At 68.5% G+C, this 18,990-nt stretch carries 18 protein-coding genes; 15 read left to right on the top strand and 3 right to left on the bottom strand.

Translation table 11 applies throughout. The features are described from left to right. Positions 1 to 21: 21 nt before the first annotated feature. The 13 genes from pyrR (at position 22) to IEY43_RS08995 (ending at position 14,577) form a co-directional block, all read left to right on the top strand. Positions 22 to 591: a bifunctional pyr operon transcriptional regulator/uracil phosphoribosyltransferase PyrR gene (gene pyrR / locus IEY43_RS09055; protein ID WP_188948281.1), complete on the top strand. Its 570-nt coding sequence runs from the start codon at positions 22 to 24 to the stop codon at positions 589 to 591. Beyond that, positions 588 to 1,550, top strand: coding sequence for an aspartate carbamoyltransferase catalytic subunit (locus IEY43_RS09050; protein ID WP_188948280.1), 963 nt, complete (start codon positions 588 to 590; stop codon positions 1,548 to 1,550). The genes pyrR and IEY43_RS09050 overlap by 4 nt, the downstream gene beginning before the upstream one ends. Before the next feature lie 10 nt (positions 1,551 to 1,560). Beyond that, the gene (locus tag IEY43_RS09045) at positions 1,561 to 2,865 is read left to right on the top strand and encodes a dihydroorotase (RefSeq protein ID WP_188948279.1); all 1,305 of its coding nucleotides are present in this window, start codon (positions 1,561 to 1,563) and stop codon (positions 2,863 to 2,865) included. Beyond that, positions 2,858 to 3,370, top strand: coding sequence for a PH-like domain-containing protein (locus IEY43_RS09040; protein WP_188948278.1), 513 nt, complete (start codon positions 2,858 to 2,860; stop codon positions 3,368 to 3,370). The genes IEY43_RS09045 and IEY43_RS09040 overlap by 8 nt, the downstream gene beginning before the upstream one ends. Next, complete coding sequence (gene carA, locus IEY43_RS09035) at positions 3,367 to 4,536, top strand: glutamine-hydrolyzing carbamoyl-phosphate synthase small subunit (RefSeq protein WP_188948277.1); 1,170 nt, start codon at positions 3,367 to 3,369, stop codon at positions 4,534 to 4,536. The genes IEY43_RS09040 and carA overlap by 4 nt, the downstream gene beginning before the upstream one ends. Next, a complete protein-coding gene (gene carB, locus IEY43_RS09030; RefSeq protein ID WP_188948276.1) occupies positions 4,536 to 7,814 on the top strand; it encodes a carbamoyl-phosphate synthase large subunit in 3,279 nt (1,092 codons plus the stop codon). The genes carA and carB overlap by 1 nt, the downstream gene beginning before the upstream one ends. Next, the gene (gene pyrF / locus IEY43_RS09025) at positions 7,807 to 8,649 is read left to right on the top strand and encodes an orotidine-5'-phosphate decarboxylase (RefSeq protein WP_188948275.1); all 843 of its coding nucleotides are present in this window, start codon (positions 7,807 to 7,809) and stop codon (positions 8,647 to 8,649) included. The genes carB and pyrF overlap by 8 nt, the downstream gene beginning before the upstream one ends. Positions 8,650 to 8,792: 143 nt before the next feature. Next, positions 8,793 to 9,128: an integration host factor, actinobacterial type gene (mihF, locus tag IEY43_RS09020; RefSeq protein ID WP_047119171.1), complete on the top strand. Its 336-nt coding sequence runs from the start codon at positions 8,793 to 8,795 to the stop codon at positions 9,126 to 9,128. A 3-nt stretch (positions 9,129 to 9,131) separates the two neighbouring features. Then, positions 9,132 to 9,695 carry a guanylate kinase gene (gmk, locus tag IEY43_RS09015; protein WP_188948274.1) on the top strand — a complete coding sequence of 188 codons (564 nt, stop codon included), beginning with the start codon at positions 9,132 to 9,134 and terminating at the stop codon, positions 9,693 to 9,695. Positions 9,696 to 9,705: 10 nt separating this feature from the next. Then, positions 9,706 to 9,966 carry a DNA-directed RNA polymerase subunit omega gene (rpoZ, locus tag IEY43_RS09010; protein WP_374189860.1) on the top strand — a complete coding sequence of 87 codons (261 nt, stop codon included), beginning with the start codon at positions 9,706 to 9,708 and terminating at the stop codon, positions 9,964 to 9,966. Between the two features lie 99 nt (positions 9,967 to 10,065). After that, positions 10,066 to 11,325 carry a bifunctional phosphopantothenoylcysteine decarboxylase/phosphopantothenate--cysteine ligase CoaBC gene (gene coaBC, locus IEY43_RS09005; RefSeq protein WP_508614597.1) on the top strand — a complete coding sequence of 420 codons (1,260 nt, stop codon included), beginning with the start codon at positions 10,066 to 10,068 and terminating at the stop codon, positions 11,323 to 11,325. Positions 11,326 to 11,401: 76 nt separating this feature from the next. Next, entirely contained in the window at positions 11,402 to 12,607 is a 1,206-nt protein-coding gene (gene metK / locus IEY43_RS09000; RefSeq protein WP_188948272.1) for a methionine adenosyltransferase, read from the top strand. 5 nt (positions 12,608 to 12,612) lie between these two features. After that, positions 12,613 to 14,577: a primosomal protein N' family DNA-binding protein gene (locus IEY43_RS08995; protein WP_188948271.1), complete on the top strand. Its 1,965-nt coding sequence runs from the start codon at positions 12,613 to 12,615 to the stop codon at positions 14,575 to 14,577. A gap of 22 nt (positions 14,578 to 14,599) precedes the next feature. On the opposite strand, the gene IEY43_RS08990 is transcribed toward IEY43_RS08995, so the two are convergent. Beyond that, complete coding sequence (locus tag IEY43_RS08990; protein WP_188948270.1) at positions 14,600 to 14,857, bottom strand: hypothetical protein; 258 nt, start codon at positions 14,855 to 14,857, stop codon at positions 14,600 to 14,602. A 197-nt stretch (positions 14,858 to 15,054) separates the two neighbouring features. Here IEY43_RS08990 and IEY43_RS08985 point away from each other — a divergent pair, with 197 nt between their 5' ends. Beyond that, the gene (locus tag IEY43_RS08985; RefSeq protein WP_188948269.1) at positions 15,055 to 15,237 is read left to right on the top strand and encodes a hypothetical protein; all 183 of its coding nucleotides are present in this window, start codon (positions 15,055 to 15,057) and stop codon (positions 15,235 to 15,237) included. Between the two features lie 41 nt (positions 15,238 to 15,278). Here IEY43_RS08985 and IEY43_RS08980 read toward each other — a convergent pair whose 3' ends face one another. Together IEY43_RS08980 and IEY43_RS08975 are read right to left on the bottom strand one after the other, a co-directional pair. Further along, positions 15,279 to 16,148 carry an alpha/beta fold hydrolase gene (locus tag IEY43_RS08980; protein ID WP_188948268.1) on the bottom strand — a complete coding sequence of 290 codons (870 nt, stop codon included), beginning with the start codon at positions 16,146 to 16,148 and terminating at the stop codon, positions 15,279 to 15,281. Between the two features lie 9 nt (positions 16,149 to 16,157). Then, complete coding sequence (locus IEY43_RS08975; protein WP_308425052.1) at positions 16,158 to 17,165, bottom strand: sugar-binding transcriptional regulator; 1,008 nt, start codon at positions 17,163 to 17,165, stop codon at positions 16,158 to 16,160. Between the two features lie 107 nt (positions 17,166 to 17,272). On the opposite strand from IEY43_RS08975, the gene IEY43_RS08970 reads away from it, so the two are divergent. Continuing rightward, positions 17,273 to 18,949, top strand: coding sequence for a glycerol-3-phosphate dehydrogenase/oxidase (locus IEY43_RS08970; RefSeq protein WP_188948267.1), 1,677 nt, complete (start codon positions 17,273 to 17,275; stop codon positions 18,947 to 18,949). Positions 18,950 to 18,990: the final 41 nt, after the last annotated feature.

Genomic DNA, 18,990 nt, shown 5'->3' with positions numbered 1-18,990 from the left:
GAGAAGGGAGAGGTGCACAGCATGAATGAAAATTCAGCGTCGTCCGGTGCCCGAACGGTTCTCACCGGGGACGACATCGAACGTGTACTGACCCGCGTGGCCTTCGAGATCATCGAGGCCAACAAAGGCATCGAGGACCTCGTTCTCCTCGGCATCCCGCGCCGCGGATTCCCGCTGGCCCAGCGCCTGGCGGCCCGCATAGCGGCTTCCGCCGACACCCCCATCGATCCGGCATCCCTGGTCGGCCAGCTCGACATCACCCTGTACCGCGACGACCTGCGTCATTCCACGACCCGCACTCCCGAGCCCACGAAGCTGCCCGCAGGCGGCATCGACGGCAAGGTCGTCGTGCTGGTGGACGACGTGCTCTACTCCGGTCGGACCATCCGCGCCGCCCTGGACGCCCTGTCCGACTGGGGCCGCCCGCGCATCGTGCGCCTGGCCGTGCTGGTGGACCGCGGGCACCGCGAACTGCCCATCCGCGCCGACCACGTGGGAAAGAACCTGCCCACCGCGAAGAGCGAGAAGGTGCGTGTGCACCTGGCGGAAATCGACGGAACCAATGAAGTGATGATCGAGGCAGCCGAATGAAACACCTTTTGTCAACCGCTGACCTGACGCGCGCCGAAGCGGTCCAGATCCTCGATATCGCCGGCGAGATGCGCGAAGCGGGCACCCGGGTCGTCAAGAAGCTCCCGGCCCTGCGCGGGCGCACCGTGGTGAACCTGTTCTTCGAGGATTCAACCCGCACCCGAATCTCCTTCGAAGCCGCCGCCAAGCGGCTGAGCGCGGACGTCATCAACTTCTCCGCCAAGGGCTCCTCGGTGTCCAAGGGGGAGTCGCTGAAGGACACCGCGCAGACGCTGCTGGCCATCGGCGCCGACGCGGTGGTCATCCGCCACCCCGACTCCGGGGCGCCGGCCCGCCTGGCGGCCACCGACTGGATCAACCTGCCGATCATCAACGCCGGCGACGGCACCCACGAGCACCCGACCCAGGCGCTGCTGGATGCGTTCACCCTGCGCCGCCAGCTGGCGCTGCGCGACGGGGTCTCCGCCACCGGGCTGGGCCTGGACGGGCTGAAGGTCGCGATCGTGGGCGACATCCTGCACAGCCGGGTCGCCCGCTCGAACCTCTGGCTGCTGAACACGCTGGGCGCCTCGGTGACCATGGTCGCCCCGCCGACCCTGCTGCCGGTCGGGGCGGAAGCCTGGCCCTGCGCCATCAGCTACGACCTGGACGAGGTCATCGCCGACGGCGTCGACGCGCTGATGATGCTGCGGGTGCAGGGCGAGCGGATGAATGCCGCCTACTTCCCGAACCCGCGCGAATACTCGCGCTACTGGGGCTTGGACGACGCCCGCCTGGCGGCCCTGGACGCGGCCGGCGCCGAAACGCTGATCATGCACCCCGGCCCGATGAACCGCGGCCTGGAGATCTCCTCCGCCGCCGCCGATTCCCCCCGCTCCACCGTGCTCGACCAGGTCACCAACGGGGTGGCCGTGCGCATGGCCAGCCTCTACATGCTCCTGTCCGGCGACCTGATCTAAGGAAGAACCCATGAACTACCTCATTCAACAGGCCCGCATCCTGGGCTCAGAGCCGCAGGACGTGCTCATCGCCGACGGGCGCATCGCCCAGCTCGGTTCCATCGAGCCGGGCGCGGACACGCAGGTCGTCGACGGCCGCGGCCTGGTGCTGCTGCCGGGCATGGTCGACCCGCACACCCACCTGCGCGAACCGGGCCGCGAAGACGCCGAGACGGTGGAAACCGGCACCCGCGCCGCGGCGCGCGGCGGCTACACCGCGGTGCACGCGATGGCCAACTCGACCCCTGTGGCGGACACCGCCGGCGTCGTCGAGCAGGTCTACGAACTGGGCCGCAAGGCCGGCTGGGTCGACGTGCGCCCGGTGGGCGCGGTCACCGTCGGGCTCGAAGGCAAGCAGCTGAGCGAGATCGGCGCCATGGCCGATTCCCGCGCCCAGGTGAAGATGTTCTCCGACGACGGCATCTGCGTCGCGGACCCGCTGCTGATGCGCCGCGCGCTGGAATACGTGAAGGCCTTCGACGGCGTCATCGCCCAGCACGCCCAGGAGCCGCGGCTGACCGAGGGCGCCCAGATGAACGAGGGCGAAGTCTCCTCGGTGCTGGGCCTGCCGGGCTGGCCGGCCGTGGCGGAGGAATCCATCATCGCCCGCGACGTGCTGCTGGCCGAGCATGTGGGCGCGCGCCTGCACGTGTGCCACGTGTCCACCGCCGGCTCGGTGGAGATCATCCGCTGGGCCAAGGCCCGCGGCATCCAGGTCACCGCGGAGGTCACCCCGCACCACCTGCTGCTGACCGACGAGAAGGTGCGCACCTTCGATCCGGTCTTCAAGGTCAACCCGCCGCTGCGCCGCCAGGAAGACGTGATGGCGCTGCGCGCCGCGGTGGCCGACGGCACCATCGACGTGATCGGCACCGACCACGCGCCGCACCCGGCAGAATCGAAGGAATGCGAGTGGGGCGCCGCCGCCATGGGCATGACCGGACTGGAGACTGCGCTGTCCATCGTGCAGCACACCCTGGTCGACACCGGGTTGCTGACCTGGGAAGACGTCGCCCGCATCACCTCGGCCACGCCGGCCCGGATCGGCCGCGTCGCCGACCAGGGCCGCCCGATCGCCGTCGGCGAGCCGGCCAACCTGGTGCTCGTGGATCCGGACGCGCGCTGGATCGTGGACCCGTACGCGATGGCCACCAAGGGCCGCAACTCGCCGTTCGCCGGCATGGAGCTGCCCGGATCGGTCCGCGCCACCTTCTTCCACGGCCACCCCACGGTGCTCGACGGCCAGCTGGCCACCCCGAGGCCTGCCGATGCCTGAGGAAGCCATCGTGCCGGTGGTCGTCACGGTCCTGGTCATCGTCGGCGCCTGCGCGCTGATCCTGATCGGCTGGCGCAACCTGAAGGCCCGGCAATCGGACGTCCCCGAGCCCTTCGAGCCCTTCGCCGACGAGGTGGCCCACGAGTTCACCGGAATGTACGTGGCCACCACCCAGCACGACGACTGGCTGGAGCGCATCGCGGTCCATGACCTGGGGGTTCGCAGCAATGCGGAGCTGCAGCTCGGCGCCGCGGGGCTGCACCTGATCCGCCCCGGCACCCGCGACATCCACATCCCGTGGGGCTCCTTCCAGAAGGCCAGCCGGTCCTCGGGCATGATCGGGAAGTTCGTCGAGAAGAACGGCCTGATCGTGATCAGCTGGGAGAAGGACGGCTTCGCCTTCGACACCGGCTTCCGCCCCCGGTTCGCCGAGGACACCCCCAAGATTTATCAGTTGCTGGCGTCGCACCACCGCGGCGCAGCCGAGCAGGAGACAAACAAGTGAATTCCCTGAGCAACCTACCCGCAGTGCTGGTCCTCGAAGATGGCCGCATCTTCCGCGGCCGCAGCTACGGCAAGATCGGCACCGCGCTGGGCGAGGCGGTGTTCACCACCGGCATGACCGGCTACCAGGAGACGCTGACCGATCCGTCCTACGCGCACCAGATCATCACCCAGACCTTCCCGCACGTGGGCAACACCGGCGTGAACGACGAGGACAACGAGTCCAAGCGCATGTGGGCCGCGGGCTACGTGGTCCGCGAGGCCAGCCGACGACCGAGCAACTGGCGCTCGACGCGCAGCCTCGAAGACGACCTGCTCAGCAACGGGATCGTCGGCATCCGCGGGGTCGACACCCGTGCGCTGACCCGCCACCTGCGCGAGGCCGGCGCCATGAAGTCCGGCATCTTCTCCGGCGACGCCGCCGCCGCATCCGACGCCGACCTCATCGCGCAGGTCAACGCGCAGCCGTCGATGGCCGGGCGCAACATCTCCGCCGAGGTGTCGGTGGACACCGCCTACGTCGTCGAGCCCGCCGACCACGGCTACGAGGGCGAGGCCAAGCACACCGTGGCCGCCATCGACCTGGGCATGAAGTCGATGACCCCGCACCGCCTGGCCGAGCGCGGCCTGCGCGTGCACGTGCTGCCGTACAACGCCACCCTGAAGGACATCAAGGCCACCGGCGCCACCGGCGTGTTCTTCTCCAACGGCCCCGGCGACCCGGCGGCGGCCGCCGCGCAGGTCGAGCTGGTGCGCTCGGTGCTGGACGCGGGCATCCCGTACTTCGGCATCTGCTTCGGCAACCAGATGCTCGGCCGCGCGCTGGGCCTGGAAACCTACAAGCTGCGCTTCGGCCACCGCGGCATCAACCAGCCGGTGATGGACAAGGCCACCGGCCGCGTGGAAATCACCAGCCAGAACCACGGCTTCGCCGTCGACGCCCCGATCGAAGGCAGCTTCACCGCGCCGATCGAACGCTACGGCAAGGTCGAGGTTTCCCACTTCTCCCTGAACGACCAGGTCGTCGAGGGCCTTTCGTGCCTGGACATCCCGGCGTTCTCCGTGCAGTACCACCCAGAGGCAGCTTCCGGCCCGCACGACGCCGCCTACCTCTTTGACCGTTTTGTATCCTCGATGGATTCCGCCGCAGAAAAGGACAGCAAGTAATGCCTAAGCGCACCGATCTCAACTCAGTTCTCGTCATCGGTTCGGGTCCAATCGTCATTGGCCAGGCCGCCGAGTTCGACTACTCCGGCACCCAGGCGCTGCGTGTGCTGAAGGAGGAGGGCCTGCGGGTCATCCTGGTCAACTCCAACCCGGCCACCATCATGACCGACCCGGAATTCGCCGACGCCACCTACGTCGAGCCGATCACCCCCGAGGTCGTCGAGAAGATCATCGCCAAGGAGCGCCCGGACGCGATCCTGCCGACCCTGGGCGGCCAGACCGCGCTGAACACCGCCATCGCGCTGGACAAGTCCGGCGCCCTGGAAAAGTACAACGTCGAGCTGATCGGCGCGAACATCGAAGCCATCGAGCTGGGCGAGGACCGCGAGAAGTTCAAGGGCGTCGTGGAGCGCTGCGGCGCCGAGTCCGCCAAGTCCGTGATCGTGCACACGCTGGACGAGGCCTTCGCCGCCGTCGAGGAACTGAACTACCCGGTCGTCGTGCGCCCGTCCTTCACCATGGGCGGCCTGGGCTCGGGCATGGCGTACAACGCCGAGGACCTGACCCGCATCGCCGGCGCCGGCCTGCAGTACTCGCCGACCACCGAGGTGCTCCTGGAGGAGTCGATCCTGGGCTGGAAGGAGTACGAGCTGGAAATGATGCGCGACAAGAACGACAACGTCGTGGTCGTGTGCTCCATCGAGAACTTCGACCCGGTTGGCGTGCACACCGGCGACTCGATCACCGTGGCCCCGGCCATGACCCTGACCGACCGCGAGTACCAGAACCTGCGCGACATCTCCATCGCGGTGATCCGCGAGGTGGGCGTCGACACCGGCGGCTGCAACATCCAGTTCGCGATCGAGCCGGACACCGGCCGCGTCGTGGTCATCGAGATGAACCCGCGCGTGTCGCGCTCCTCCGCGCTGGCCTCCAAGGCCACCGGCTTCGCCATCGCGAAGATCGCCACCAAGCTCTCCCTGGGCTACACCCTGGACGAGATCCCGAACGACATCACCCAGAAGACCCCGGCCTCCTTCGAGCCGGCCCTGGACTACGTCGTCGTGAAGGTGCCGCGCTTCGCCTTCGAGAAGTTCCCGGCCGCCGACGCCACCCTCACCACCACCATGAAGTCCGTCGGCGAGGCCATGGCCCTGGGCCGCAACTTCACCGAGGCGCTGCAGAAGGCGCTGCGCTCCCTGGAGCAGAAGGGCAGCGAGCTGTCCTTCGAGCCGATCCCCGCCGACGAGCTTGACTCGGTCATGAAGCACATCGAGAAGGGCTCCACCGAGCGCATGTCCCTGGTGCAGCGCGCGCTGCTCTCGGGCAAGAGCATCGAGGAGCTGTTCGAGGCCACCGGCATCGACCCGTGGTACCTGGACCAGCTGGCGCTGATCAACGAGACCGCCGCGATGATCGCCGCGAACAAGGACCTGGGCGAGGACGTGCTGCGCGAGGCCAAGCGCCACGGCTTCTCCGACGCGCAGATCGCCAAGCTCTCCGGCAAGTCCGAGGCCGTGGTGCGCGGCGTGCGCCACGCGCTGGGCGTGCGCCCGGTCTACAAGACCGTGGACACCTGCGCCGCCGAGTTCGAGGCCTTCACCCCGTACATGTACTCCTCCTACGACGAGGAGAGCGAGCTGGTCGCGCACGAGAAGAAGTCCGTGATCATCCTGGGCTCCGGCCCGAACCGCATCGGCCAGGGCATCGAGTTCGACTACTCCTGCGTCCACGCGGTGATGGCGCTGCGCGCCGAGGGCTACGAGACCGTCATGGTCAACTGCAACCCGGAAACCGTCTCCACCGACTACGACATCTCCGACCGCCTGTACTTCGAGCCGCTGACGCTGGAAGACGTGCTGGAGATCATCCACGCCGAGGAGGAGACCGGCGGCGTGCTGGGCGTGTTCGTGCAGCTGGGCGGGCAGACCCCGCTGAAGCTCGCCGCGCAGCTGAAGGCCGCCGGCGTGACCATCCTGGGCACCTCCCCGGAGGCCATCGACCTGGCCGAGCACCGCGGCGCCTTCCAGCGCGTGCTGGATTCGGCCGGCCTGATCGCCCCGAAGAACGGCACCGCCGTGTCCTTCCCGGAGGCCAAGGCCATCGCCGACTCGATCGGCTACCCGGTCCTGGTGCGCCCGAGCTACGTGCTGGGCGGGCGCGGCATGGAGATCGTCTACGACGAGGCCTCCCTGGAGCGCTACATCGCCAACGCCACCGAGATCACCGTGGACCACCCGGTCCTGGTGGACCGCTTCCTGGAAGACGCGATCGAGATCGACGTCGACGCCCTGTTCGACGGCACCGACCTGTACGTGGGCGGCATCATGGAGCATATCGAGGAAGCCGGCATCCACTCCGGCGACTCGGCCTGCACCCTGCCTCCAATCACCCTGGGCCCGGACGTGCGCGCCCGGGTGAAGGAAGCCACCCGCGCGATCGCCGAGGGCGTGGGCGTGCGCGGCCTGATCAACATCCAGTTCGCGCTGGCCTCCGACATCCTCTACGTGATCGAGGCCAACCCGCGCGCTTCGCGCACCGTGCCGTTCACCTCCAAGGCCACCGGCGTGCAGCTGGCCAAGGTCGCTGCGCTGATCGGCGTGGGCAGGACCCTGTCCGAGCTGCGCGGCAGCTACCTGCCGGCCGAGGGCGACGGCGCGAACCTGCCGGACTCGGCCCCGATCGCCGTCAAGGAAGCGGTCATGCCATTCGCCCGCTTCCGCACCCCGGAGGGCAAGGTCGTCGACTCGCTGCTCGGCCCTGAAATGCGCTCCACCGGCGAGGTCATGGGCATCGACAAGTACTTCGACACCGCCTTCGCCAAGTCTCAGGCCGCCGCGAACAACCCGCTGCCGACCAGCGGCAAGGTCTTCGTCTCGGTCACCAACCGCGACAAGCGCTCGATCGTGTTGCCGGTCAAGCACCTGGCCGACCGCGGCTTCGAGATCATCTCCACCGGCGGCACCGCCGAGGTGCTGCGCCGCAACGGCATCCCGACCCAGGTGGTGGGCAAGCTGCACGAGGGCGGCGAATCCATCGTCGACCTGATCCATGCCGGCGAGATCGGGCTGATCCTGAACACCCCGTCGGGCTCCGACGCCCGCGGCGACGGCTACGAGATCCGTGCGGCCGCCACCTCGGTCGGCACCCCGGTGATCACCACCGTGGCCGAATTCGGCGCCGCGGTCCAGGCCATCGACGCCCTGCGCGAATACGCATGGGACGTCACCAGCCTGCAGGAGCACGAAGCCGCGCTGGAAGCAGCCCGCAATGCCTAGTCCGGTGTCCTTCGGAACCCGGCTGCGGCAGGCCATGGACGCCCGCGGACCGCTGTGCGTGGGCATCGACCCGCACCCGGCGCTGCTGGAGGCCTGGGGCCTTGCGAACAGCGCCGAGGGCGTGCGCGAGTTCTCGCTGCGCGTCGTTGAGGCGATGGCCGGAGTAGCGGCCATCGTGAAACCGCAGGTCGCCTTGTATGAGCGCTTCGGCTCAGCCGGTTTCGCGGCCTTGGAGGAGACCCTCCAGGCCGCGAAGGCGGCCGACCTGCTGACCTTGTCCGATGCCAAGCGCGGCGACATCGGCTCGACCATGGCGGCCTACGCGACCGCCTGGCTGGACGATGCCTCGCCGCTGGCCTCCGACGCAGTGACCCTGAGCCCGTACCTCGGCTACGAGTCGCTGCGCCCGGCCATCGACCTGGCCGCGGCCACCGGCAGGGGAGTGTTCGTGCTGGGCTTGACCTCCAACCCTGAGGGCGCTTCGGTGCAGCACGTCGGCGGCGATAAGTCGGTTGCTAAATCAATCATCGAGCAGGTCAGCAAGGAAAATGCTGCTGCCGAAGATATGGGCCACGTCGGCCTGGTGGTCGGTGCGACGATCGGCGACGCCCCGGCGAAACTGGGGATCGACCTGAGCGCTTCCAAGGCCCCGCTGCTCACCCCGGGCCTCGGCGCCCAGGGTGCAACGGCGCAGGATATCGCGACGGCTTTCGCCTCCAGCTACCGCCAGGTGCTGGGCACCAGCAGCCGCGACATCCTCAAGGCCGGTCCGGATGCGCTGGGTCTGCGCGACAAGGCCCGCAGGGTTCGCGATCAACTGATCGCCGCGAAGTAGCAACAACTGGAAAAGTAACCCAATCGCGTTGTGGCCAAGAGAGTTTCTACTGGCCACAACGCGATTAGTCTTGCCAAACGCGTGTTGGAAAGCTATGTTCGGTTCATAGCCTTAGTCCACTACACATTAAGGATGGCTGAACGATGGTTCTGCGAGAACTCTCTGACGAAGACCGCATCCGGGCACGCGCCAAAGCACTTGCTGCCCGCACCCGTCGTGCTGAAATCAAGGCCCAGTTCAGTGCCGGCAAGATTTCCATCACCGAGGTACTAGACTTGGTATACGAAGATGAGGCCGTGGGGCGCATGCGCGTCATGGACCTTCTGGAATCGGTACCGGGCGTTGGTGAAGTACGCGCGGCGAATTTGCTGGAGCGACTTGGCATTTCACCGTCCCGCCGTTTGCGCGGACTGGGACGCAAGCAGCGCACCGCGATTACCGAACACTTCAAGCAAAGCCCGCCAAAAACGAAAGTGTAGTCAATGACCGCTGCGTCGGTAACTGTTCTAGCCGGCCCCACGGCTGTAGGTAAGGGCACCGTCTCCACCTACATCCGAGATAACTATCCAGATGTCTGGCTCTCGGTGTCGGCAACGACCCGCGACCCGCGACCGGGTGAAAACGACGGAGTCCACTATTTTTTTGTGGGCCCGAAGAAGTTCCACGAGCTCGTCGACCAGGGCCAGATGCTGGAGTGGGCTGTGGTTCACGGCCAGAATAGCTATGGCACGATCCGCTCGACGGTGGAGGCCGCGGTAGCCGAAGGCAAGAAGGTGCTGCTGGAGATCGATCTGCAGGGCGCCCGGCAGGTCAAGGAGTCGATGCCCGAGGCAAAATTCGTCTTCCTGGCCCCGCCGTCGTGGGACGAATTGGTGCGTCGGCTGATCGGCCGCGGCACCGAAACGCCCGAAGAACAGCAGCGCCGTCTGGAAACCGCTAAACTAGAACTTGCGGCGGAATCAGAATTCGACGTGACCATCGTCAACGACGATGTCGCACGTGCCGCCGAAGAGCTTGTGGCCCTCATGGGGCTGAAGAATGACTAAAGGGAGTCCTGTGTCCAACCTAGAGGGAATCATCAACCCGTCGATCGACTCGTTGCTTGAGACGAACGACTCGAAGTACGCGATCGTGCTGAATGCAGCCAAGCGTGCCCGCCAGATCAACGCCTACTACGCACAGCTGAACGAGGGCCTGTTCGAGTACGTCGGTCCGCTGGTGGAAACCAAGCTGAACGAGAAGCCTCTGACCATCGCCCTGCGCGAGCTGGACGGGAACCTCTTGAAGGTAACTCCGTCCGAGGTCACCGAGGACTAGTCGAAAAGGTGGCGCCCCATTTGTGGGCGCCTTCTTTTTCGTTAAGGACCTGAAAACACGCCCGCAACGGGTTGATGTTCCGCGGTGCGGTGAAAATCACTGCTACCGCCCAACCATCCAAGGAAGAGCTGCGTGAAGCGAATCGTCTTAGGCGTCTCGGCTGGGATTGCCGCCTACAAATCCGTCCTCCTGCTGCGTCTGCTGCGCGAGGCCGGCCACCACGTCGACGTCATCCCCACCGGGAACGTGGCCAACTTCGTCGGCAACGCCACCTGGGAGGCGCTCTCGGGCAATCCGGTCACCTCCAACGTCTTCGACGCCGTCGACACCGTGAACCACGTGCGCCTGGGCCAGCAGGCCGATCTGGTGCTCGTCGTGCCCGCTACCGCGGACATCATGGCCCGCGCCGCCTCCGGGCTGGCCGACGACCTGCTCACCGGCACGCTGCTGGCGACCCGTGCCCCGGTGGTCATGGCCCCGGCGATGCACACCGAGATGTGGCAGCATCCGGCCACCGTGGCGAACGCCGCCGTGCTGCGCGAGCGCGGGGTGCGGGTGATCGAACCGGCCTCGGGACGCCTGACCGGCAAGGACACCGGACCCGGCCGGCTGCCCGAGCCCGGGGAGATCTTCGAATCCATCCAGGATCTGCTCTCCGAGCCGACCCTGGCAGGTCGCAGGGTGCTGATCACCGCCGGCGGTACCCGCGAGCCGCTGGACCCGGTGCGTTTCCTTGGCAACCGGTCCTCCGGCCGCCAGGGCGTGGCGCTGGCGCAGGCCGCCCGCGACGCCGGGGCGCAGGTCACGCTCATCGCCACCCACCTCGAAGTGCCCGCCCCCCACGGGGTGGCGCTGGTGCATGCCTCCAGCGCGCTGGAGCTGCGCGAGGCGGTCTTCGCCCACGCCGAGGGGCAGGATGCGCTGATCATGAACGCCGCCGTCGCGGATTTCCGCCCGGCGAGCATCGAGGGCTCGAAGATCAAGAAGCGCGACGAGCATTCCGCCCCGGTGATCGAACTGGTGCGCAACCCCGACATCCTGGCCGAGGTCGTCTCCGCGCGCGGCGCGAACGACCGGCTGCCCCCGGTCGTCGTCGGCTTCGCCGCGGAGACCGGTGACGAGCAGGGCACCGTGCTGGACTACGGCAAGGCCAAGCTCGCACGCAAGGGCTGCGAGCTGCTGGTGGTCAACGAGGTCGGCGCGAACCTGACGTTCGGCACCGACTCGAACACCATCCAGGTGCTGTTCGCCGACGGGAAACCCGCAGTCAGCGCCGCCGGAAGCAAAATCGAGGTGGCCCGCGTCGTCATCGAGCAGCTCGCCGCCGAAATAAACGGACACACTGCCGACGCAAAGTGAGCCGCGCCATATAGCGCTTGGTCACGAACGCGGCAACTTCTGCCAACCGGTCGATTCGACCAGATAGAGTACAAAGGTGACTTCAACAACCCCTGAACTACGTCTTTTCACCTCGGAATCCGTTACCGAGGGCCACCCGGACAAGATCTGCGACCAGATCTCCGACGCGATCCTCGACGCCATGCTGGCGCAGGACCCGGATTCCAAGGTCGCCGTCGAAACCCTGACCACCACGGGCCTGGTGCACGTGGCGGGCGAGGTAACCACCAACGGCTACGTCGAAATCCCGGAGATCGTGCGCCGCACCATTCTGGACATCGGCTACGACTCCTCGGCCAACGGCTTCGACGGCGCGCGCTGCGGCGTGTCGGTCTCGATCGGGCAGCAGTCCCAGGAGATCCACGACGGCGTGTTCAACTCGTTGGAGTCCCGCGAAGGCATCGCCAAGGACCCGCGCGACATGCAGGGCGCCGGCGACCAGGGCCTGATGTTCGGCTACGCGTCGAACGAAACCGCCTCGCTGATGCCGACCCCGATCTTCCTGGCGCACCGCCTCTCCGAGCGGCTGACCCAGATGCGCAAGAACGGCCGCATGCCGCTGCTGCGCCCGGACGGCAAGACCCAGGTCACCATCGGCTACGACGGCGACAAGCCGGTCTCGGTGGACACCGTGGTGGTTTCCAGCCAGCACGCCGCCGAATACGAGCTGAACACCCTGAAGGCCGACCTGCTCGAGGAGGTCGTCACCCCGATCCTTCAGCGCTCGGAGCTGGACATCTCCAACACCAAGGTCATCCTGAACCCCTCGGGCCCCTTCATCATCGGCGGCCCGGTGGGCGACGCCGGGCTGACCGGCCGCAAGATCATCGTGGACACCTACGGCGGCTTCGCCCGCCACGGCGGCGGCGCCTTCTCCGGCAAGGACCCCTCGAAGGTCGACCGCTCGGCGGCCTACGCGATGCGCTGGGTGGCGAAGAACGTCGTCGCCGCGGGGCTGGCCAGCCGCGCCGAGGTCCAGGTGGCCTACGCGATCGGCGTGGCGCGCCCGGTGGGCCTGTACGTGGAGACCTTCGGCACCGAAACCGTGGACCCGGCGAAGATCACCGCCGCGATCAACGAGGTGTTCGACCTGCGTCCGCTGGGCATCATCGAGGACCTGGACCTCAAGCGCCCGATCTACCGCAAGACCGCCGCGCACGGCCACTTCGGCCGCGACGACAACGATTTCACCTGGGAGAAGCTGGACCGCGTCGACGCCCTGCGCAGCTGGTTCAACGCCTAGCAGCCGTGCAGCAGGATGCCCTCATCTCGGCACCCGGACAGGCCCGCGTCAAGCGGGTCGCCCGGGTGCTGATTGACTCCTCGGTCCCGCATCTGGACCGGCTCTTCGACTACGAGGTGCCCGAGTCCATGCACGCGGACGCCCGCGCCGGGGTGCGCGTGAAGGTTCCGTTCGGACCGCAGCAGCTGTCCGGCTTCATCGTCGAGCTGCTGGAAGACCACCAGCCGGCGATGAAGCTGCGCCCGCTGTCCAAGCTGGTCTCCGGCCAGGTGGTGCTGCACCCCGACGTCGTCGAGGCCGCCGCACTGGTCGCCGCGCGCTATGCCGGGACGCTGTGGGACGTGGTGCGCCTGGCCGTGCCCGCCCGCGCGGCCAAGGTCGAGGCCGAGGAACTGGCCTGCGCCCCGGCCCTGCCGGCAAGCGACGCCCCGAACCAGCTGGAGCACTACGAACAGGGCGCCGCGGTGCTGCAGGACTGGGCCGACGGCGCCACCCGCCGCGCGGTGGCGACCTGGGTGCCGAACTTCTACGGCTCCTGGCCCGGATTCCTGCTCGACGCCGCCCGGCCGGTACTCGAGCGCGGGGCCCGGGTGCTGATCGTGGTGCCCGACGCGCGCGACCTGGACCTGCTGTGCGCGCACCTGGACGAGCAGCTCGGCGAGCAGTCCTATGCGCGGCTGCAGGCCGACGACGGCCCGACCGGCCGCTACCGCAATTTCCTGCGCGCCATCGGCGGGCACGTGCAGCTGGTGGTGGGCACCCGCTCCGCCGCCCTGTGCCACGTGCCGGACCTGGAACTGATGATCATCTGGCAGGACGCCGACCGCTCGCACCGCGAACAGCGCGCCCCCTACCAGCACAGCCGCGAGGTGGCGCTGCTGCGTAGCGCGCAGGCGGGCATCTCGCTGCTGCTGGCCTCCCCGTCGCGCTCGGTGGAAGCCCAGCGCCTTGTCGCGACCGGCTGGGCGAGCGAGCTGAAGCTGCCGCGCGAAACGCTGCGCGCCCACACCCCGCGCGTGGTGGCCACCACCAACGACTTCGAGCTGGAGCGCGACCCGCTGCTGGCGCGCGTGCGCATCCCCTCGCTGGCCTGGCGCGAGGCCACCAAGGCGCTGCAGGGCGGCCCGGTGCTGGTACAGGTCGCGCGCACCGGATTCATGCCGGCGCTGGCCTGCCAGGACTGCCGCACCCCGGCGCGCTGCCGGCTGTGCCAGGGGCCGCTGCAGCTGGCCGGAAAGCAGTCCCACGTGGGCTGCCGCTGGTGCGGGGAGCAGTTCCACGACTACCGCTGCGCCCAGTGCGGCTCGCCGCGCATCCGCGCGGCCAGCATCGGCGCCGACCGCACCGCCGAGGAGCTGGGCCTGGCCTTCCCGCAGGTCTCCGTGCTGTCCTCCACCGGGGCCAAACCGCTGGCGCGCATCGGCGAGAAGCCGGCGCTGGTGGTCGCCACCCCGGGGGTGGAACCGGTCGCGGAGGGCGGCTACGCCGCGGTACTGCTGCTGGACGCGGACAAGATGCTCGCCTACGACTCGCTGCGCAACACCGAGGAGGTGCTCGCACGCTGGTTCACCGCCGCGTCGTTGGCGCGCGCCAGCGGGGTCGTGGTGCTCACCGGCACCCCGGGCCCGGCCGGCGCCGCGCTGGTGCGCTGGGATGCGGCCGGGTTCGCCGAGCGCGAGCTGGCCGAACGCCGCGAGGTCGGGCTGCCGCCGTCCGTGCGCAGCGCCCTGGTCTCGGGACCGGGCGCCGAACGGATGATCGCGGCGCTGGACGACGACACCCGCGCGCTGGTCGCGATCCACGGGCCGAGCATCATCGACGGCCCGCCCGTCGAGCACCGCTACGTGCTCTTCTTCAGCTACGCGCACGGCCCGGCGGTCACCGAGGCGCTGCGCGCGGTGCGCGCGCGGATGTCCGCGGCCAAGGAGCCGGTCGCCACCATCGCGGTCGACCCCGATGAGGTGCTCTAGTCCGCGCTCCGGGCGTCCAGGCTCAGGTACCCATTGACGGTCGCGTAGAACCGGCGCCCTGGGAACGACTGCTCCCACCCGTGCGACGCAGCCCGCACACCAGCTCCGGTCCCGGGGTGCGCAGGATCTTGCACTGGTAGAGGTCCAGGACCATCAGCCGGGCCGGCTCCGGCTCCAGTCCTGTCTCCAGCACCTGCTGCGCGATCCGCCGCACCGATCGGGTGTAGCCTTCGGGCCGGGTCTTGCGGGCGCTGATGTTGTTGGCGTCCTCCAGCCGCACCCGCCCCTCGGAGAAGCGCAGGCCGAGCCGTTCGACCGCGCCGGATCAGCTTCTGCGGGGCCAGGGTGCCGAAAATCTTGCGCAACCCCGCATCCGGCTCGCTGCGCGCGAACAGCGACCGGTTTACCGCGCGGCCGTTGATCCCGGCGATGCGCGGGATCACCATGTCCGAGTCGTGCTTCGAGGCGTAGTCCAGCATGCGGCGCGAGCACGTCGTCGGCGTCGGCGAAGAACACGTCGTCGGCGCGCGTGGCATCCAGCCCCGCTTGCGCGGCTGGCCTGGCCAGGCTGTCGAGCAGCTGCTGCAGACAGGGCATGGCGTTGACAACGGGCACGATGACGCCGATGCGGGCGCTGCCTGGAACTCCAACGCACCATGAGCTGCGCCACTCGTTCATGACGGCGCGGGGCGGGCCGCCGGCTAGGCCGAAAGCGGGGACAGGAAACGGCGGATCGCCGCGGCCGTTTCCGGGGCCTTTTCATAGTGGATCAGGTGGCCGACGTCCTCCAGCATCACCAGCCGCGCCTGCGCGAACGTGGAGCGCAGCGCCTCCTGGGTGGCCGGGGTGCCCAGCTCGTCCTGCAGCCCGCCGACCAGCAGCGTGGGGACGCCGATGCCCCGGGAGTACTCGCCCACGGTGTGGCTGATGGAGGCAAGGTAGGCCTCGGCCAGGGTGTCGCGCGAATGGAACCCGCCGAAGTAGGCAAGGTGCTGTTCGCGCACGTAGCGGCGCATCGCCGGGTCGGCGCTCTTGGTCATCACCAGGGACATGCCGTCGGTGAACAGCTTCGAGCGCAGCAGCGGTTCGCCGATGCGCGCCGGCAGCGCGGCGCACAGCGCATAGTAGCCGCTGGTCAGCCGCGCCAGCAGCGCCTGCGAGGATTCCAGCGCCGGTTCGGAGATCGGGTTGAGCAGCGTGAGCGAGGCGAAGTCGCGGCCGGCGGCCAGCCGGGCGGCGACGATGGACCCGAAGGAGTGCCCGAGCAGGTGGGTGCCCGGCCCCAGTCCCAGCTCGTCGGCCAGCACGTCGAGCATGCGGGCGTAGCCCTCGACGTCGTGCGGCGCCTGCGTCATGGAGCTGGACGCGCCGAAGCCGGGCAGGTCGGGCACCACCACGGTGTACCCGGGCAGCTGGGAGATGATCCGATCCAGCCCATGGTGGTCGCCGCGGAATCCGTGGACCGCGTAGATCACCCCGGCGCTGGCCGGGGCGGAGGCCCGGTAGGTGAAGACCCTGGCGGCGGAGCCGAAGAGGCGGTGTGTGGTGACAAGTTGCGTGCGTGGGCCCATGCTCAAATCCTACCCGTCCAGCAGCGCCAGCGCGGCGCCCTCGTCGATCACCAAATCGGTGATCAGCCCGCCCTTCAGCGCCCCGCGCACGGCCTCGATCTTGCCCCGGCCGGCCACCACGCAGAAGCGCTGGGGCACCCGGCGCAGGTCGTCGAGCGCCGGTCCGGTGGAGCGTGCGTTGATCCCGATCCCGGAGCTGTGCCCGTTGGCGTCGAAGAACACCGTGGCCACATCGCCCACCACCCCGATCTTCGCCAGCTGCGCGGTCTCCTGCTTGCTCAGGTAGCCGCCGCGGTAGACCTGCGAGGCGACCTCCGAGCCGGCCGCGCCCAGCGAGAACACCGCCAGGTTCATCTCCGACTGCACCTTCAGCACGCGCTTGACCGAGGTTTCCTGCCACATCGCCCGGCGCGTGGTGGCGCGGTCGAAGAACGCCGGCACCGGGAACTGCTCGGTGCGCGCGGTGAACGCCTCGCCGAAGCGGGTGAGGATTTCGCTGGCGTAGCGCACCCCGCTGGTCACCGGGTTCGCCGCGCCGTTCAACTGCACGATCACGGTGTCGTGGGTCGGATGGGAGCCCAGCGCGGTGGAGACCGCCTGCATGGTCGAGCCCCAGGCGACGCCGACCGTCATCGAGGAGGAGACCATCGCGCCGAGCTGGTGGGCCGCGTGCGCGGCGACGCGCCCGAGCAGCTGGGCGTCGTCCATGGAGCCGTCCGTGGGGACCACCTGCACGTTGATGCCGAAGCGCTCGGCCAGCCGGCTGGAGAGCTGGGCGGACATGTCGGCGCTGGGGGAGATGCTGATCGAGACCATGCCGGTGCGCCTGGCCTGGGTGAGCAGGCGCGAGACCGTGGAGCGCGAGGTGCCCAGTTCGCGGGCGATGACCTCCATCTTCAGGTCCTGCAGGTAGTACAGCTGCGCGGCGCGCAGCGCGTCCCGCTCGCGTGAGCCGTACTGCACGGATGTGTCATGCGCCGGGCGCCGGATGGGCTCCGGGGAGGATGGTTTCTGCATCAATCTGACCATTTCTGCACGTTTGTGCAATTCATTTGACCGGTTTGCGAACTACCGACAACACTAACCGGTAGCACTACTCAATCGTTACAAAGGGGCAACACGTCGTGAATCGGGAACAGCTGGCCAAACTGCGCGAACGGCCGAACGCGCGGGTTCTGATCGTCGGCGGCGGCATCAACGGTGTCGCCACCTTCCGCTACCTTTCCATGCAGGGCATCGATGTCGCGCTGGTCGAACGCGGGGACTACTGCCAGGGTGCGTCGGGGGCCAGCTCGCACATGATCCACGGTGGCATCCGCTACCTGGAGAACGGCGAATTCCGCCTGGTGCACGAGTCCGTGCAGGAGCGCAACTCGCTGCTGCAGATCGCCCCGCACTACGTCAAGCCGCTGCAGACCACCATCCCGATCTTCTCCACCTTCTCCGGGATCCTCTCCGCCCCGCTGCGCTTCCTGACCCACAAGTCCGGCAAGCCCACCGAACGCGGCGCGGCGCTGATCAAGGCCGGGCTGGTGATGTACGACGTCTTCGCCGGCATCGGCGGGCGCAACACCCCGTGGCACAACTTCAAGGCCGGCAAGGCCGCGCGCCGCGACCTGCCGCAGCTGCGCGAGGACGTGAAGTACACCGCCACCTACTTCGACGCCTCCGTGCACAACCCCGAGCGCCTGACCCTGGACGTGTTGCGCGAAGGCCTGCGCGCCAACCCGGAGGCCCGCGCCAGCAACTACGTGGAGCTGGCAGGGATCGACGGCGGCACCGCGCAGCTGCGCGACGTGCTCACCGGAGAAGGCTTCGACTTCGACGCCGAAGTCATCATCAACGCCACCGGCGCATGGGTCGATGAGACCAACAAGCAGCTGGGCCGGGACACCCGGTGGACCGGCGGCACCAAGGGCTCGCACATCGTGCTGGACCACCCGGAGCTGCTCGCCGCCACCGGCGGACGCGAGATCTTCTTCGAGCACGAGGACGGGCGCATCGTGCTGATCTACCCGATGCTCGGGCGCGTGCTGGTGGGCACCACCGACCTGGAACACGACATGGCCGAGCCGGCGGTGTGCACCGAGGAAGAGGTCGACTACTTCTTCGAGCTGGTCCACCACGTCTTCCCGCGCATCACGGTGCGCCGCGAGCAGATCGTCTACAAGTTCTCCGGCGTGCGGCCGCTGCCGAACCACGACGACACCGCCCCCGGCTTCGTCTCCCGCGACTACCAGGTGCGCGAGACCCGGCTGACCGATGCAACCACGATGCTCTCGCTGATCGGCGGCAAGTGGACGACCTTCCGCGCGCTGAGCGAGAACCTGGGCGGCAAGGCGCTGGAGTTCCTGGGCGAGCGCGAGATCCGTTCCACCGTCGGCGTCGCGATCGGCGGCGGCAAGGACTTCCCGATGAACGAGGGCGAGCTGGCGGCCTGGTACGCGGCGCGCGAGAGCATTGCCGGACGCGACCGCCTGCGCGTATTGCTCGAACGCTACGGCACCGGCGCGGACGCGGTGCTGGAACAGCTTGGCGAGGACACGCTGCTGCAGCACTCCGGGGAGCTCTCGCGCCAGGAGCTGGCCTACATGGCCGCCCACGAGCAGGTCGGACGCCTCGTCGACGTCTTCATCCGCCGCACGAACTTGGCCTTCCGCGGCCTGGTCACCAAGGATCTGGTCAGCGAGGCGGGACATTGCCTGGCTGAACCAATGGGCTGGGATGAAACCCGGACCCAGGCCGAGATCGCCCATACGATCTCGGTCCTGGCAGGCAGTCACGGGGTTGTCCTGGACTGAGCCTGCCGTTGCTGCCGGCGGCAGAGCGCCGCCGGCAGGAT

The organism is Glutamicibacter protophormiae, from assembly GCF_014647495.1.
Classification (GTDB): domain Bacteria; phylum Actinomycetota; class Actinomycetes; order Actinomycetales; family Micrococcaceae; genus Glutamicibacter; species Glutamicibacter protophormiae.
This window is presented reverse-complemented; position numbering and strand designations above follow the sequence as displayed.